The sequence below is a fragment of the Variovorax sp. JS1663 genome (assembly GCF_002157355.1).
In the GTDB taxonomy this organism is placed as follows: Bacteria; Pseudomonadota; Gammaproteobacteria; order Burkholderiales; family Burkholderiaceae_C; genus Variovorax.
Map to the genome: position 1 here is coordinate 12,284 of NZ_LYMK01000050.1, position 15,862 is coordinate 28,145.

Below are 15,862 nucleotides of genomic sequence, written 5' to 3' on the forward strand. Positions count from 1 at the left end.
TGTTCTTACTTGGTCAGCACGAAGCCCTTGAGCTTGGCGAAGGCACCGTCGACCAGCGCCTTCTGCTGTTCCTGGTGCAGGTGCGAGTAGCCGACCGCCGGCGACGCCGAGGCGGCGCGGCCCGCGTAGCCGAGCTTCTGGCCTTCCTGCAGGTTCTCGTGAATGTTGTGCTGCACGAAGAACCAGGCGCCCTGGTTCTGCGGCTCGTCCTGGCACCACACCACGTCGACGAGGTTGGGGTACTTCTTGAGTTCGGCGCCGAAGGCCTTGTGCGGGAAAGGATAGAGCTGCTCGACGCGGATGATGGCCACGTCGTCGTTGCCCTTCTCCTCGCGCTTCTTCGCCAGGTCGTAGTAAACCTTGCCCGAGCAGGCGATCACGCGCTTGACCTTGTCGGCCTTCAGTTCCTTGTTGTCGGGGATGACGGTCTGGAAACTGCCCTTGGTGAATTCGGACAACGGCGAAGTCGCGTCCTTGTTCCGCAGCAGCGACTTCGGCGTCATGATGACCAGCGGCTTGCGCAGGTTGCGCACCATCTGGCGACGCAGCACGTGGAAGATCTGGCTGGCCGTGGTCGGCTGCACGATCTGGATGTTGGTGTCGGCCGACAGCTGCATGAAGCGCTCCAGGCGCGCCGAGCTGTGCTCGGGGCCCTGCCCTTCGTAGCCATGCGGCAGCATCAGCGTGATGCCGTTGACGCGGCCCCACTTCACCTCGCCCGAGGCGATGAACTGGTCGATCACCACCTGCGCGCCGTTGGCGAAATCGCCGAACTGCGCTTCCCAGATCACCAGCGTGTTGGGGTCGTTGGAGGCGTAGCCGTATTCGAAGGCCAGCACCGCCTCTTCCGACAGGATGGAGTCGATGACGACGAAGGGCGCCTGGTTCTCTGCCACGTTCTGCAGCGGCACATAGGTGCCTTCGTCGAACTTCTCGCGGTTCTGGTCGTGCAGCACGGCGTGGCGGTGGGTGAAGGTGCCGCGGCCGCTGTCCTCGCCCGACAGGCGCACCGGGTAGCCGCTGGCCACCAGCGAGGCGAAGGCCATGTGCTCGCCCATGCCCCAGTCGACGTTGATCTCACCGCGGCCCATGGCGGCGCGGTCGTCCAGCACCTTCTTGACCAGCGGGTGCACGGTGAAGTTCTCGGGCGCCTTGGTGATGCGCTCGGACAGACGCTTCCACTCGGCCAGTGGAATGGCGGTGTCGCCGGCGTCGGTCCACTTCTTGTTGAGGAAGGGGCTCCAGTCGACCGCGTACTTGCTCTTGAAGTTGGTCAGGACGGCGTTGATCGTGTTCTTGCCGGCATCGAAAGCGGCACGCTGCGCCTTCACCAGGTCGTCGCCGAGCGTGTCGCCCAGGCCCTGCGTCGCCAGCTTGTCGGCGTAGAGCCTGCGCGTGCCGGGGTGGGCACTGATCTTCTTGTACATCAGCGGCTGGGTCAGCGAGGGGGTGTCCTGCTCGTTGTGGCCCAGCTTGCGGAAGCAGACGATGTCGACCACCACGTCCTTCTGGAACTCCATGCGGAACTCCAGGGCCAGCTGGGTGGCCAGCACCACGGCTTCGGGATCGTCGCCGTTCACGTGCAGTACCGGGGAATCGATCATCTTGACGATGTCGGTGCAGTACAGCGTCGAGCGGCTGTCGCGCGGGTCGCTGGTGGTGAAGCCGATCTGGTTGTTGATGACGATGTGCACCGTGCCGCCGGTGGAGTAGCCACGGGTCTCGGCCAGCGCGAGCGTTTCCATCACCACGCCCTGGCCCGCGAAGGCAGCGTCGCCGTGGACGATCACGGGCAGCACCTGCTTGCCCAGCGGGTCGGCACGGCGGTCCATGCGGGCGCGTACGGAGCCCTCGACCACCGGATTCACGATCTCCAGGTGCGAGGGGTTGAAGGCCAGGCTCAGGTGCACGGGGCCGCCAGGGGTGGACACGTCGGAGCTGAAGCCCTGGTGGTACTTGACGTCGCCGCTGGGCAGGTCTTCCGGCGCCGTGTGGTCGAACTCGGCGAACAGGTCGGCGGGCATCTTGCCCAGCGAATTGACCAGCACGTTGAGGCGGCCGCGGTGGGCCATGCCGATCACGATTTCCTGCACACCCTTGGTGCCGGCCTGGTTGATCAGCTCGTCCATGGCGACGATGAAGCTCTCGCCGCCCTCCAGCGAGAAGCGCTTCTGGCCCACGTACTTGGTGTGGAGGAAGCGCTCCAGGCCCTCTGCGGCCGTCAGGCGCTCGAGGACGTGCTTCTTCTGCTCGGTCGAGAGCTTGGGATTGGTGCGGGCGCTCTCCAGCTTCTGTTGCCACCAGCGCTTCTGGCCCTGGTCGGTCATGTACATGTACTCGGCGCCGATGGTGCCGCAGTAGGTTTCGCGCAGCGCGTTGAGCAGATCGCGCAGCGACATGGTGTCGCGGCCGAAGAACGTGTTGCTGGTGTTGAACACCGTCTCCAGGTCACCGTCGCTGAAGCCGTAGAACGAGGGCTCCAGTTCGGGAATGGCCGGACGCTCGGCGCGCTTGAGCGGATCGAGGTCGGCCCAGCGGGCACCGACGTTGCGGTAGGCGGCGATCAGCTGCTGGACCGCGGTGCGCTGGCGGCCGAGCTCGGAGTCGGCGCCGCTGGCCTGCACCACGCGCGTCGTGCCTTGCTTGGCACGCTCGGCGAAGGCGTTGATGACCGGCTGGTGCGGGACGTCCCGCGTGGTGCTGCCGTCAGTGGCCGGCACGTGCTGCAGCGCGTCGAAGTAGGAGCGCCAGTTGTCGGGGACGCTGCCGGGGTTGGCGAGATAGTTCTCGTACATCTCTTCGACATAGGGCGCGTTGCCGCCGAAGAGGTAGGTGTTGCCTTGGTAGGCGTGATAAATGGACGCGGAGGACGTCGAATCGCTCATATTGCGCTGACCTTCGCTTCCCTGGGGGAAGCATTAGCTGGTTAAGAAACCTTCCGCGACACGGCTGAACCGGTTGGCGGATGCGACTGTGGCTGGGAAGGGCCGAGTACCTTGGCATTGTGCCATGGCAAATATGTGACGGCGCAGCCGCCTCGACAAGCCCTCTTTGGTCGGAGGCCGGCCTCCTACTCCTGAACGCCGAGCAACTGCCTGATCTGCCGCAGGGCGGCGGGGTCCTCGATGGTGGTCAGGTCGCCGGGATCGCGCCCTTCGCACACGGCCTGGATCGCCCGGCGCAGCAGCTTGCCGCTGCGGGTCTTGGGCAGGACGCCGACGAAATGCACTCGCGAGGGCCGGGCCAGCGCGCCGAGTTGATCTGCCACCTGCTTCATGACCTCCCCTTCCAGTGCGAGAGCCGCTTGGGCATCGCCGAGCACCGCGCCGTCCCTCGGCACCACGAAGGCCATCGCCACCTGCCCCTTGAGCGCATCGGCCACGCCGACCACCGCGACCTCGGCCACCTTCGCATGGCCGGAGATGCTTTCCTCGATCTCGCGCGTGCCCAGACGGTGGCCGGCGACGTTGATGACGTCATCGGTGCGGCCCAGGATGTAGTAGTAGCCGTCCTCGTCGCGAATGCCCCAGTCGAAGGTGGAGTACACCAGCTTGCCCGGCACGCTCTTCCAGTAGGTGTTGACGAAGCGCTCGTCGTCCTTCCACACCGTCTGCATGAAGCCGGGCGGCGTCGGGCCCTCGATCACCACCACGCCCTTCTCGTTGGCGCCCTTCAATTCCTCGCCGGTGGACTCATGCAGGATCTTGACCTTGTAGCCGTACATCGGGATGCCGGGACTGCCGAAGCGGCTGGGCGTGCGCTCCACGCCGTTGGCCACCGTGAGGATGGGCCAGCCCGATTCGGTCTGCCAGTAGTTGTCGATGATGGGCACGCCCAGGCCATCGCTGATCCAGCGGGCGGTGGGCTCGTCGAGGGGCTCGCCGGCCAGGAACAGCGCGCGCAGGCTTGAAAGGTCGTATTTCTTCAGCAGCGCCGGGTCCTGCTTCTTGAGCACGCGGACGGCGGTCGGGGCGCTGAACATCACCGTCACCTGGTACTTCTCGACCAATTGCCACCAGATGCCGCCGTCGGGCTGCCGGTTGAGGCCCTGGGTGGGCAGGCCCTCGTACATGAGGGTGGCCATGCCGGCGATCAGCGGACCGTAGACGATGTAGCTGTGGCCAACGACCCAACCGATGTCGCTGGTGGAGAAATAGGTCTCGCCGGCGCGGCCGTCGAAGATGTGCTTCATGCTGGCCGCCAGCGCCACCGCATAGCCGCCGACGTCGCGCTGCACGCCCTTGGGCCGGCCGGTGGTGCCGCTGGTGTAGATGGTGTAGCTGATGTCGGTCGCGTCCAGCCAGGTGCAGGGGACCCGGGCGTCACGGTGCTTCTCCAGAAAGGGTGCCGCAAGGTGATCGCGGCCTTCGACAAGACCCATCGGCGCGAGGCCGCGGTCGAACAACAGCACCGCGCCGGGCTTGTGCGTCGACAGGCGAATCGCCTCGTCCAGCAGCGGCTTGTACGCGATCACCTTGCCGCCGCGCGAGCCGGCATCCGCGCTGACGACCACCTTGGGCGTGGCGTCCTCGATGCGCGAGGCCAGCGAGACGCTGGCAAATCCGCCGAAGACCACGCAATGGATCGCTCCCAGCCGCGCGCAGGCCAGCATGGTGAAGGCGGCCTCGGGAATCATGGGCATGTAGATCAGCACCCGATCGCCCTTCCCCACGCCGAGCGCCGCCAGGCCGGCTGCGACGCGCTGCACCTCGCCATGCAGTTCGCGGAAGCTGTAGGTACGCTCGGTCCCGGTCTCGGTGGACACCGCGATCAGGGCGGGCTGGTCGGCACGCTGTGCGAGATGCCGGTCCACCGCGTTGTGGCACAGGTTGGTGGTGCCGCCCGCGAACCACTGCACGAACGGCGGCCGGCTCTCGTCGAGGATCTGTCGCGGCGGGATCTGCCAGTCGATCAGCTTGGCCTGCTCAGCCCAGAAGGCCTCCGGCGCTTCGATGGAACGGCGATAGAAGGCGGCATAACTCATGGGCTTTGTCTCCTGTGTCGAACCCAGTTTGTCGAGAACTGAATTCATAATTATTGATACCTGCCTTGCAGTTGGCTGACAGCGATCGAGGAGACAATACTGCCACCCAACACCCGACGGAAGCGCTCCCGAAGCATGAACAACAAAACCATCGGCACGCTCCAGATGATGGCGGCCATGCTGATCTCCGGAACCATCGGCTGGTTCGTCGTCTACTCCGGGCAGCCCGTCATCCAGCTGCTCTTCTGGCGCTGCGTCTTCGGTGCGGCCACGCTGGTGGGGGTCTGCGCCCTCACGGGATCGCTGCCCGGCAAGCTCTCGCTCAGGCAGATCGGCTGGGCCGCCCTTGGCGGCGTGGCGATCGTGCTGAACTGGCTGCTGATCTTCGCCTCCTTCTCCCGGGCGTCGATCTCCGTCGCCATCGCGGTCTACAACACGCAGCCTTTCATGCTGATCGGCCTCGGCGCGATCTTCTTTTCAGAGCGCATCACGGCCACCAAGCTCACGTGGCTGGGCATCGCGTTCGCCGGCGTGCTGCTGATCGTGCAGGCCAGGCCGTCCGCGGCCGCCTATGCGGGCCCCGACACCGAATACATCGTCGGCGTCCTGATGGCGCTCGGCGCCGCGTTCTTCTACGCGGTCGCGGCCATCGTGACCAAGAAGCTCGGCGACATGCCGCCGCACCTCATCGCGCTGATCCACGTCTGCGTCGGGGCCCTCATGATCGCGCCCTTCTCGGACCTGACGAATCTTCCGACCGGCTACCGTGTCTGGGCCGATTTCGTGGTGATGGGCGCGGTGTACACCGGCCTGGTGTTCGCGCTGCTGTACGGAGCGATCCAGAAGCTGCCTACGCATTCGGTGGGCGCCTTGTCCTTCCTCTATCCGATCGTCGCCATGGTGGTGGACTTCGTCGCCTTCGACCACCGGCTCAAGCCGCTGCAACTCGTCGGCTCGGCCGCCATCCTGGTTGCCGCCGCAGGAATGACGCTGGGCTGGTCCCTGCAGCGTACCAAGGCCTTCCCGCAGCCCTGAGCGGATCCGGCCTCGCGGGGAGCGGGCGATTAATCTCGCTCGTCCGAAGATGAGATGGAGGCGATGGGCATGTACATGGAACAAGGCGGCGAAGGAGCGGACCTGCTCCTCCTGCTGCACGGAATGGGCGCGACGGGTGCCGTGTGGTCGCCCTTCTGCGCGGAGGCCGGCGCCCGCTGGCGCGGCCGCTGGCTGGTCGTGGACCTGCCCGGGCACGGCCAATCCGACCGGCAGCAGAGCTATGGCATCGGCCAGTGCGCCGCCTCCATCGCGCGCGCGGTGCTGCCGCACGTCGACCCCGCAGGGCGTCTCGTGGTGCTCGGCCACTCGCTCGGCGGGGTGATCGCGCTCGCCCTGGCCACGGGCTGGTTCGGCGTCGCGCCGCACCGTGTCTTGGGTGCCGGCATCAAGGTCGCGTGGAACGACGATGAACTCCACCGCATGGAGATGCTCGCCTCCCAGCCCGCCAGGAGATTTCCGACGAAGGAAGCGGCTTCGGAGCGGTACCTGAAGGTCGCCGGCCTGGCCGGGATTGCGGATGCCGAGGCACCCGTGGCGGCGCGTGGCATCGAGCGCGACGGCGACGGATGGCGTCTCGCCATGGACCCTCGTGCCCATGGCGTGGGCAAGCCGCCGATGTCGGAGCTGATGACACTGGCCCGCTGCCCGGTCCATCTGGGCCGCGGCGGCCATGACGCGCTGGTGACGATGGAGCAGCTCTGCGCCCTTGATCCAGGTGCCCGGGATCTCGGGCCGCACGGCCACAACGTCATGGTCGACGCCCCTTCGCAGGTATGGGATTGGGTCGCTTCGTCCGCGTGAAGCGACCGGACAACGACAGGCGCCGGTGATGAGCACGCCGAAGACCTTGCTGATCGTCTACCACTCGATGACGGGCGGCACGCGCCAGATGGTCGAAGCTGCACACGCGGGCGCCTCGCCGGACACGGGAATCGAGGTGCGGCTGCTGCAGGCAGCGCAGGCGAGCGCCCCCGACGTGCTCGCCGCGGACGGCTATATCTTCGGCACGCCGGAGAACCTCGCTTCCATGAGCGGGCAGCTCAAGGATTTCTTCGACCGCAGCTACTACGGGGCGCTCGACCAGATCAACGGCCGCCCCTATGCCACGCTGATCTGCGCCGGCAGCGACGGGCAGAACGCGGCCCGGCAGATCGAGCGCATCGCGACCGGCTGGCGGCTCAGGCGGGTGGCGGAGCCGCTGATCGTGTGCACCCACGCGCAGACGCCGGAGGCCATCCTGGCGCCCAAGCAGATCGGAGACGACGACCTCGCCCGCTGCAGAACCCTGGGCGAGGCGATGGCCGCGGGGCTCGCGCTGGGCGTGTTCTAGGCGCCCTCGCGCGCCGCTCAGCCGTTGGCGATCCGGCTCACGAGCGCCTGGGTGAAGGCCGCGGTTCCCGCGTTGCCGCCCAGGTCGCCGGTGCGCACCTTGTCGATGTTCAGGGTTTCGTCGATGGCTTTGCGCAGGCGCGTGGCCAGGTCTGGCAGCCGGCAATGGTCGAGCATCAGCGCCGCGGCCAGCAGCAGCGCCGTGGGATTGGCAACACCCTTGCCGGCGATGTCCGGCGCCGAGCCGTGCACCGCCTCGAAGATGGCCGCCTCGCTGCCGATGTTGGCGCCCGGCGCCATGCCCAGGCCGCCGACCAGCCCCGCCACCAGGTCGGACAGGATGTCGCCGAACAGGTTGGTCGTGACCAGCATGTCGAACTGCCAGGGATTGAGCACCAGCTTCATCGCGCAGGCATCGACGATGACGCTGTCGAGCTCGAATTTCCCCTTGTACTTGCGCTCGTACAGCTCGAGGCCCGTCTCCAGGAAGATGCCGGTGAGCGCCTTCATGATGTTGGCCTTGTGCACGATCGTGACCTTCTTGCGGCCCAGCGCGACGGCGGTCTCGAAGGCGAACTCGAGCAGGCGGCGGCAGCCCTGGCGCGTGTTGATGCCGGTGGCCATGGCCACCGCATGCGGGTCGCCGTCGATCGGCACATAGTGCTCGTGGCCGATGTACAGGCCCTCGAGGTTTTCGCGCACCACCATCAGGTCGATGTTGTCGAAGCGCCCGCCGGGGATGATGGTGTGGGCCGGCCGCAGGTTGGCATAGAGGCCGAACTCCTCGCGCAGGCGCACGTTCGAGGAGCGGTAGCCGCCGCCGGAGGGCGTTTCCAACGGCCCCTTCAGCGCGAGGTGGGTGCGCCGGATGCTGTCCAGCGTGGCCTTGGGCAGCGGGTCGCCGGCCTGCTGCACGCCGGCCAGACCGGCCACCTGGCGGTCCCACTCGAAGGGCGCCTTCAGGGCGTCGAGAGCGGCCAGCGTCGCATCGACGATCTCGGGCCCGATGCCGTCCCCGGCGATCAGGGTGGCGGGAATGACTTGGGACATGCGGGGACTCCGTGCAATGGAAAAAAGCGAGCCCCCGTTCGTCGCGAGGGCCAGGCGATTATGAGCGGACAATCTGCCGCATCCTCGAACCAACCCCACGCCCACGCCCATGCCCCGCCTGGATGACCCTCTTCACGATGCCGAGATCGGCTCCCGCGACAGCACCCTGGACACCACCCGCATCGACGACGTGCGCATCGGCGCCGTCCGTCCCCTGATCACGCCGGCCCTGCTGCAGGAGCGCGTGCCGGTGCGCGACGACACGCTCGCGCCGGTGGAGGCCAGCCGCGCCGCGATCGCGGACGTGCTGCATGGCCGCGACGACCGGCTGGTCGTGGTGGTCGGCCCCTGCTCGATCCACGACCACGACCAGGCGCTCGAATATGGTCACCAGCTGAAGGCGGTGGCCGACGAGTTGCATGACGACCTGCTCATCGTGATGCGCACCTACTTCGAGAAGCCGCGCACCACGGTCGGCTGGAAGGGCTACATCAACGACCCGCACCTGGACGGCAGCTTCGCGATCAACGAGGGGCTGGAGCGCGCCCGGCGCCTGCTGCTGGAGCTGACCATGCTGGGCCTGCCGACCGGCACCGAGTTCCTGGACCTGCTGAGTCCGCAGTTCATCGCCGATCTGATCGCCTGGGGCGCGATCGGCGCGCGCACTACCGAGAGCCAGAGCCATCGCCAGCTGGCCTCGGGCCTGAGCTGCCCGGTCGGCTTCAAGAACGGCACCGACGGCAGCATCAAGGTCGCGGCCGACGCCATCCTCGCGGCGCGGGCGCCGCATGCCTTCATGGGGATGACGAAAATGGGCATGGCCGCCATCTTCGAGACCCGCGGCAACGACGACTGCCACGTGATCCTGCGCGGCGGCAAGACGCCCAACTACTCGGCCGCGGACGTGGCCGCGACCTGCGAGGTGCTGCGCGCACAGGGCCTGCGCGAGCAGGTGATGATCGACGTCTCGCACGGCAACAGCAGCAAGCAGCATCGGCGCCAGGTCGAGGTCGCTGATGACGTGGCAGCGCAGATCGCCGCCGGCGAGCGGCGCATCGCCGGCGTGATGATCGAGAGCCACCTGGAGGAAGGCCGGCAGGACATGGTGCCCGGCGTGCCGCTGAAGCATGGCGTGTCGGTCACCGATGCCTGCATCGGCTTCGCGCAGACGGTTCCGGTGCTGCAGTCGCTGGCCGTCGCGGTGCGCGCGCGGCGGAAGGCCTAGCGGATCAGCGCCAGCAGGTCCTTGAAGCGGGGATGCTCGGCGGTGCGCAGCCACTCGAAGCCGACCATCTCGGTGGTCACCAGTTCGGCGCCGGCGCCGGCCAGGCGGTCGAAGGCGGCATCGCGGTTGCGCTCGGTGCGCGAACCGCAGGCATCGGTCACCACCCAGACCTCGAACTCGTCCTCCAGCAGGTCCAGCGCGGTCTGCAGCAGGCACACGTGGGCTTCGCAGCCGGCGATCACGATCGTGTTGCGCTCCTCGGCAGGCTGCTTCGGCTTCTGCAGGTGCTTGGGCAGGCTGCGGGCATTGCCCTGGGGCGCCTTCGCAGGCGCCCGCAGCCAGTCGGCCAGGCCCTCCTCCACGGCGCTGAAGTGCATCTTGGGCAGGGTACGCTGGCACAGCACGCGTACATCGGGCATGTTCTCGCCGAGCTTGGACGGATTCTCCTCGGTACCCCAGATCGGGACCTCCACGAGGCGCGCCATCCGGCCCAGGCGCACGGCATTCGCCAGCACGGCCTCGCCCTCGAGGATGGCGGGCATCAGGCGCTGCTGGTAGTCGACCAGGACCAGTTGGGATTGCGAGGCGTCGAGCAGCATGGGGAACGTCTTTCGGGAAAGCTGGGAGCTGAAAAAGCCCTAGACCGTACCACCGAACGCGGCGCCCCAGCCCGCTGCTGCCGACTCAATCGGGCTGCAGCCGGATCAGCTTGCCGTTCGACTCGTCGGTCAACACATAAAGCAGGCCATCGGGGCCTTGCTTGACGTCACGGATGCGGGCCCGGCCGTCCTCCAGCAGGCGATGCTCGGCCACCACCTTGCCATCGCGCAGCTCGATGCGGTCAAGATAGCCGAACTTGAGCGAGCCCACGAAGAGGTTGCCCTTCCAGGCGGCGCCATAGCGGTCGCTGGTGAGGAAGGCCATGCCCGAGGGCGCGATCGAGGGCACCCAGTAGTGCAGCGGCTGCTCCATGCCCTCCTTGTGCGCGATGCCGTCGCCGATCTTGCCGCCGCCGTAGTTCTCGCCGTAGGTGATCACCGGCCAGCCATGGTTGCGGCCCGGCTCGGGGAGGTTGATCTCGTCGCCGCCCTGCGGGCCGTGCTCGTGCATCCAGAGCTTGCCGTCGGGCGCCAGCGCGGCGCCCTGGCCGTTGCGGTGGCCGTAGCTCCAGATCTCGGGCAGCGCGCCTGCCCGGCCGACGAAGGGGTTGTCCGGCGGCGCCGCACCGTCCTTGGTGATGCGCACCAGCTTGCCCAGATGGTTGTCGAGCTTCTGGGCGTCCTCCTTGCGGCTGAAGCGGTCGCCCAGGGTCAGGAACAGGGTGCCGTCCTTCGCCTCGACGATGCGGCAGCCGAAATGATGGCGGCTGGCCACCTTCGGGCGCTGGCTGAAGACGACGCGCAAGTTCTCCAGGCGGCTGCCGTCGGTCGAGAGCTGGGCACGCGCCAACGCGGTGCTGTTGGCCGAACCGGCGGCATCGGGCTCGGAGAAACAGAAGTACAAGGTGCGGTTGCGCTGGAAGGCCGAGTCGGCCAGCACGTCCAGCAGGCCGCCCTGCCCGCCGGCAGCAACGGGCGGCAGGCCGGCCAGCGGCGAACCGAGCCGGCCGTCGGCGCCAACGACGCGCATGCGGCCGGGCTTTTCCGTGACCACGAAACGACCGTCGGGCAGAAAGGCCACGCCCCAGGGGTTTTCCAGGCCGGAAGCGACTACCTCCGGCCGCGGCGCAGCGGCCGCCACGTCAAGTACGGCCATCGCGAGGACAGCCATCCCGGCGGCCCGCCAGCGCTTCGTGGTGCATGCGGAAAAGAACTTCATGGTGCTCCTTGACTTGGCCGAGCCCAAAAAATTCGCAATGCGAGCCGTCTTTATTTCAAAACTTTTGGTTTACATCAACCTAAGAGCTTATGGCCCATAACGTTGAACTTTACAATTCATTCAATTCCATTGAGAAAAAACACTATTCCTGACAATGAGTTGCGTGCAAAATCTCGGATTCTCTTGAAATTGACATCACTTTTTGTCATCCATATCCTACGCGCCATGCGATTTTTCATTCTCCCCGCCTGCCTCCTGCTCGCCTTTGCCGCTCATGCCGCACCGCAGCAGGACCGCTCCGAAGAGATGGATGCCATGCTGGCGGAGAAAGGACTGATCGGCCAGTTTCACCAGGTCCGCCAGACCGTCGTGGACCGCACCTCGGACCTCGTCGTGACCGCGATCGGCTTCCTGGGCGTTCCCTACAAGCGCGGCGGCAACACGGCAGAAACCGGCTTCGACTGCAGCGGCTTCGTCCGCGCCATGTACAACCAGACCGTCGGCCACCTGCTGCCGCGCCGCGCCGAGGAGCAGGCCGCTGCCACCCAGAAGATCGACCGCAGCGAACTCAAGCCCGGCGACCTGGTGTTCTTCAACACCATGCGCCGCGCCTTCAGCCACGTTGGGATCTACGTCGGCGAAGGCAAGTTCATCCATTCACCCCGCACCGGGGCCGAAGTGCGAGTCGAAGACATGAACGGCAGCTACTGGCAGCGCCGCTTCAACGGGGCCCGCCGCGTGCTGAGCGGCTCGGAAGAGGTCAAGGCCGCGTCCGGCGAGTAGGCACCTCTCGCTTCCCTGCCCCATAAAAAAACCCGCCGCTGGCGGGTTTTTGTTTGGCCGGCCCGGCCGTGATCGGCCGGTCGCGGTCATCCGCGCTTCTTGACCGGCGGCACGTCCGTGCAGCTGCCGTGCGCCACCTCGGCCGCCATGCCGATGCTTTCGCCGAGCGTCGGGTGCGGGTGGATGGTCTTGCCGATGTCGATTGCGTCGGCACCCATTTCGATCGCCAGGGCGACCTCCCCGATCATGTCGCCGGCGTGCGTGCCGACGATGCCGCCGCCCACGATGCGGTGCGTCTCGGCGTCGAACAGCAGCTTGGTGAAGCCCTCGTCGCGGCCATTGGCGATGGCCCGGCCGGAGGCCGTCCACGGGAACAGCCCCTTCTCGACCTTCACGCCCTCGGCCTTGGCCTGGTCCTCGGTCAGGCCGACCCAGGCCACTTCCGGGTCGGTGTAGGCCACGCTCGGGATCACGCGCGCATTGAACGCGGCGCTGGAGAGTTCCTTGTCGCCCTTCTGCTCGCCGGCGATCACCTCGGCCGCCACGTGCGCCTCGTGCACCGCCTTGTGCGCCAGCATGGGCTGACCGACGATGTCGCCGATGGCGAAGATGTGCGGCACATTGGTGCGCATCTGGATGTCCACCGGGATGAAGCCGCGGTCGCTCACGTTCACGCCCGCTTTCTCGGCGCCGATCTTCTTGCCGTTGGGACTGCGGCCCACCGCCTGCAGCACCAGGTCGTACACCTGGGGCTCCTTGGGTGCCTGCTCGCCCTCGAAGGTGACGCGGATGCCTTCCTTGGTGGCTTCCGCACCGACCGTCTTGGTCTTGAGCATGATGTTGTCGAAGCGTGGCGTATTGAGCTTCTGCCACACCTTGACCAGGTCGCGGTCGGCGCCTTGCATCAGGCCGTCGAGCATCTCGACCACGTCCAGGCGCGCGCCCAGGGTGGAGTACACCGAGCCCATCTCGAGGCCGATGATGCCGCCGCCCAGGATCAGCATGCGCTTGGGGTCCACGCCCAGCTCCAGCGCGCCGGTCGAATCGACGACGCGCGGATCCTTGGGCATGAAGGGCAACTGCACGGCCTGCGAGCCGGCCGCGATGATGCAGTGGCGGAAGCGCACCGTCTTGCTGCTGCCGGTGACATCCTTGCCATCGCCCGAGGTTTCTTGCACCTTGACGTGGTAGGGATCGACGAACTCGCCGATGCCCCGCACGGTGGTTACCTTGCGCATCTTCGCCATCGCGGTGAGGCCGCTGGTGAGCTTGCCCACCACCTTGTTCTTGCGCGCCAGCAGTTTGGCCCGGTCGATGACGGGCTCGTTGTAGGCCACGCCGAAGTCGGCGAAGTGCTTGACCTCGTCGATCACCGCCGCCACGTGCAGCAGCGCTTTGGACGGGATGCAACCCACGTTCAGGCAGACCCCGCCCAGGGTGGCATAGCGCTCGACCAGCACCACGTTGAGCCCCAGGTCGGCCGCGCGGAAGGCAGCGGAATAGCCACCGGGGCCGGCGCCCAGCACCAGCACGTCGCATTCGACATCGACCGAGCCGCTGTAGCTCGAGGCCACGGCAGGCGCCGGCGACGGCGCAGCGGCGGCCTGCGGTGCCGGCGCGCTCGCGGCCGGAGCCGGTGCGGGCGCCGCGGGTGCAGGCGCCGGCGCAGCCGCGCCAGCCTCTGCCGCATCGACCGTCAACACGACCGAGCCTTCGCTCACCTTGTCGCCCACCTTCACCGCCACCGACTTGACGACGCCGGCATGCGAGGACGGGATCTCCATCGAGGCCTTGTCGGACTCGACGGTGATCAGCGACTGCTCGACCTTGACGGTGTCGCCAGCCTTGACCAGCACCTCGATGACCGCGACCTCGGCGAAATCACCGATGTCCGGAACCTTGACTTGCACTTCGCTCATGGTCGGCACCTCACAGGAGAACGCGGCGGAAGTCCGCGAGGACCTGACCGAGGTAGGCGTTGAAACGTGCCGCGGCAGCACCGTCGATCACGCGGTGGTCGTAGGACAGCGACAGCGGCAGCGTCAGGCGCGGCACGAACTGCTTGCCGTCCCACACCGGCTTCATCTGGCCCTTCGACAGACCGAGGATGGCCACTTCCGGCGCATTGATGATGGGCGTGAAGTGCGTGCCGCCGATGCCGCCCAGCGAGCTGATCGACATGCAGCCGCCCTGCATGTCGGCCGAGCCGAGCTTGCCGTCGCGCGCCTTCTTGGCGAGTTCGCCCATCTCGGCGCTGATCTGCAGGATGCCTTTCTTGTCCGCGTCCTTGAGCACCGGCACCACGAGGCCGTTGGGCGTGTCCGCCGCGAAGCCGACGTTGTAGTACTGCTTGTAGACGAGGGTGTCGCCGTCCAGGCTGGTGTTGAACTCGGGGAACTTCTTCAAGGCCGCGACCACGGCCTTGATGACGAAGGCCAGCATGGTCACCTTGACGCCGGACTTCTCGTTCTCCTTGTTGGTCGCCACGCGGAAGGCTTCCAGTTCGGTGATGTCCGCCTCGTCGTTGTTGGTGACGTGCGGGATCATCACCCAGTTGCGGTGCAGGTTGGCGCCGCTGATTTTCTTGATGCGCGACAGGTCCTTGCGCTCGACGGTGCCGAACTTGGTGAAGTCGATCTTGGGCCAGGGCAGCAGGCCCAGTGCCTCGCCACCACCGGCCGGCGCCTTGGCGGCCGCCGCCTTGGTGCTGGCCGCGCCGCTCATCACCGCGCGGGTGAAGCTTTGCACGTCCTCCTGCGTGATGCGGCCCTTGAGGCCGCTGCCCTTGACCTCTTCCAGCGGCACGCCGAGTTCGCGGGCGAACTTGCGCACCGACGGCGAGGCGTGCGGCAGCTTGCCGCTGGGTGCCACGGTCGGGTCATGCGCGGGAGCGGCAGCCGCTGCGGGCGCAGGCGCGGATGCAGACGCAGCGGGTGCCGCAGCCGGCGCGCTGGCGGGCGCCGGGGCCGCGGCCGCTGGCGCGGGTGCGGGTGCCGCGGCACCGCCGCCGGCACTGCCTTCGAGCACGGCGATGAGGTCACCCACGTTGACCGTGTCACCCACCTTGACCTTGAGTTCCTTGAGCACACCGGCCGCCGAGGACGGGATCTCCATCGAGGCCTTGTCGGACTCGACGGTGATCAGCGACTGCTCCACCTTGATCTGGTCGCCGGCCTTGACCAGCACCTCGATCACCGCGACGTCCTTGAAGTCGCCGATGTCGGGCACCTTGACCTCGACCGGGCCGGTCGCCGCGGCCGGCGCGGCAGCGGCGGGCGCGGGTGCAGCCGCAGCAGGCGCCGGGGCCGCCGCCTGGGCTGGCGCAGGCGCCGGAGCCGGCGCGGCCGCGCCCCCCTCGCCTTCCAGCACCAGAACGACCGAGCCTTCGGTGACCTTGCTGCCGACCGCGACCTTGAGTTCCTTCACCACGCCGGCCGCGCTCGACGGAATCTCCATCGACGCCTTGTCCGACTCCACGGTGATCAGCGACTGCTCGGCCTTCACCGTGTCACCGACCTTCACCAGCACTTCGATCACCGCGACTTCATCGAAATCGCCGATGTCCGGCACCTTCACTTCCACAATAGCCATGTCGTGTCTCCCGCCCTAGAGGCGCA

General features: G+C 67.2%; 12 protein-coding genes. 5 read left to right on the plus strand and 7 right to left on the minus strand.

The window, feature by feature from the left end:
* Positions 1 to 5 precede the first annotated feature (5 nt).
* The gene (locus A8M77_RS29235; RefSeq protein WP_086924979.1) at positions 6 to 2,885 is read right to left on the minus strand and encodes a 2-oxoglutarate dehydrogenase E1 component; all 2,880 of its coding nucleotides are present in this window, start codon (positions 2,883 to 2,885) and stop codon (positions 6 to 8) included.
* A gap of 185 nt (positions 2,886 to 3,070) precedes the next feature.
* Positions 3,071 to 5,032 carry a propionate--CoA ligase gene (locus A8M77_RS29240; RefSeq protein ID WP_086924980.1) on the minus strand — a complete coding sequence of 654 codons (1,962 nt, stop codon included), beginning with the start codon at positions 5,030 to 5,032 and terminating at the stop codon, positions 3,071 to 3,073.
* 87 nt (positions 5,033 to 5,119) lie between these two features.
* Between A8M77_RS29240 and A8M77_RS29245 the strand changes: the two genes are divergently transcribed.
* From A8M77_RS29245 to A8M77_RS29255, 3 genes are all read left to right on the plus strand, one after another.
* Entirely contained in the window at positions 5,120 to 6,019 is a 900-nt protein-coding gene (locus A8M77_RS29245; RefSeq protein ID WP_086924981.1) for a DMT family transporter, read from the plus strand.
* A 69-nt stretch (positions 6,020 to 6,088) separates the two neighbouring features.
* Positions 6,089 to 6,841 (plus strand): alpha/beta fold hydrolase, encoded by a 753-nt coding sequence (locus tag A8M77_RS29250; protein ID WP_086925005.1) that lies wholly within the window; start codon positions 6,089 to 6,091, stop codon positions 6,839 to 6,841.
* 28 nt (positions 6,842 to 6,869) lie between these two features.
* A complete protein-coding gene (locus A8M77_RS29255; protein WP_086924982.1) occupies positions 6,870 to 7,370 on the plus strand; it encodes a flavodoxin family protein in 501 nt (166 codons plus the stop codon).
* Between the two features lie 17 nt (positions 7,371 to 7,387).
* On the opposite strand, the gene A8M77_RS29260 is transcribed toward A8M77_RS29255, so the two are convergent.
* Positions 7,388 to 8,419, minus strand: a complete 1,032-nt coding sequence (locus tag A8M77_RS29260) for an isocitrate/isopropylmalate dehydrogenase family protein (RefSeq protein WP_086924983.1) — start codon at positions 8,417 to 8,419, stop codon at positions 7,388 to 7,390.
* 109 nt (positions 8,420 to 8,528) lie between these two features.
* Here A8M77_RS29260 and A8M77_RS29265 point away from each other — a divergent pair, with 109 nt between their 5' ends.
* Entirely contained in the window at positions 8,529 to 9,644 is a 1,116-nt protein-coding gene (locus A8M77_RS29265) for a 3-deoxy-7-phosphoheptulonate synthase (protein WP_086924984.1), read from the plus strand.
* Here A8M77_RS29265 and A8M77_RS29270 read toward each other — a convergent pair.
* Positions 9,641 to 10,243: an isochorismatase family protein gene (locus tag A8M77_RS29270; RefSeq protein ID WP_086924985.1), complete on the minus strand. Its 603-nt coding sequence runs from the start codon at positions 10,241 to 10,243 to the stop codon at positions 9,641 to 9,643. The genes A8M77_RS29265 and A8M77_RS29270 overlap by 4 nt on opposite strands.
* A gap of 85 nt (positions 10,244 to 10,328) precedes the next feature.
* Positions 10,329 to 11,414, minus strand: coding sequence for a PQQ-dependent sugar dehydrogenase (locus tag A8M77_RS29275; protein ID WP_086925006.1), 1,086 nt, complete (start codon positions 11,412 to 11,414; stop codon positions 10,329 to 10,331).
* Positions 11,415 to 11,687: 273 nt separating this feature from the next.
* Between A8M77_RS29275 and A8M77_RS29280 the strand changes: the two genes are divergently transcribed.
* Entirely contained in the window at positions 11,688 to 12,245 is a 558-nt protein-coding gene (locus tag A8M77_RS29280; protein WP_086924986.1) for a C40 family peptidase, read from the plus strand.
* A gap of 86 nt (positions 12,246 to 12,331) precedes the next feature.
* Here the strand turns inward: A8M77_RS29280 and lpdA are convergent, their stop codons facing one another.
* Both lpdA and aceF read right to left on the minus strand, forming a co-directional pair.
* Positions 12,332 to 14,164 (minus strand): dihydrolipoyl dehydrogenase, encoded by a 1,833-nt coding sequence (gene lpdA, locus A8M77_RS29285; protein WP_086924987.1) that lies wholly within the window; start codon positions 14,162 to 14,164, stop codon positions 12,332 to 12,334.
* A 10-nt stretch (positions 14,165 to 14,174) separates the two neighbouring features.
* A complete protein-coding gene (gene aceF / locus A8M77_RS29290) occupies positions 14,175 to 15,836 on the minus strand; it encodes a dihydrolipoyllysine-residue acetyltransferase (protein WP_086924988.1) in 1,662 nt (553 codons plus the stop codon).
* Positions 15,837 to 15,862 lie beyond the last annotated feature (26 nt).

Excerpts from the sequence above, each read along its gene's own strand:
- A8M77_RS29235 (WP_086924979.1), bottom strand. The coding sequence starts at position 2,885 with ATGAGCGATTCGACGTCCTCCGCGTCCATTTATCACGCCTACCAAGGC.
- A8M77_RS29240 (WP_086924980.1), bottom strand. The coding sequence starts at position 5,032 with ATGAATTCAGTTCTCGACAAACTGGGTTCGACACAGGAGACAAAGCCC.
- A8M77_RS29245 (WP_086924981.1), top strand. The coding sequence starts at position 5,120 with ATGAACAACAAAACCATCGGCACGCTCCAGATGATGGCGGCCATGCTG.
- A8M77_RS29250 (WP_086925005.1), top strand. The coding sequence starts at position 6,089 with ATGTACATGGAACAAGGCGGCGAAGGAGCGGACCTGCTCCTCCTGCTG.
- A8M77_RS29255 (WP_086924982.1), top strand. The coding sequence starts at position 6,870 with ATGAGCACGCCGAAGACCTTGCTGATCGTCTACCACTCGATGACGGGC.
- A8M77_RS29260 (WP_086924983.1), bottom strand. The coding sequence starts at position 8,419 with ATGTCCCAAGTCATTCCCGCCACCCTGATCGCCGGGGACGGCATCGGG.
- A8M77_RS29265 (WP_086924984.1), top strand. The coding sequence starts at position 8,529 with ATGCCCCGCCTGGATGACCCTCTTCACGATGCCGAGATCGGCTCCCGC.
- A8M77_RS29270 (WP_086924985.1), bottom strand. The coding sequence starts at position 10,243 with ATGCTGCTCGACGCCTCGCAATCCCAACTGGTCCTGGTCGACTACCAG.
- A8M77_RS29275 (WP_086925006.1), bottom strand. The coding sequence starts at position 11,414 with ATGGCTGTCCTCGCGATGGCCGTACTTGACGTGGCGGCCGCTGCGCCG.
- A8M77_RS29280 (WP_086924986.1), top strand. The coding sequence starts at position 11,688 with ATGCGATTTTTCATTCTCCCCGCCTGCCTCCTGCTCGCCTTTGCCGCT.
- lpdA (WP_086924987.1), bottom strand. The coding sequence starts at position 14,164 with ATGAGCGAAGTGCAAGTCAAGGTTCCGGACATCGGTGATTTCGCCGAG.
- aceF (WP_086924988.1), bottom strand. The coding sequence starts at position 15,836 with ATGGCTATTGTGGAAGTGAAGGTGCCGGACATCGGCGATTTCGATGAA.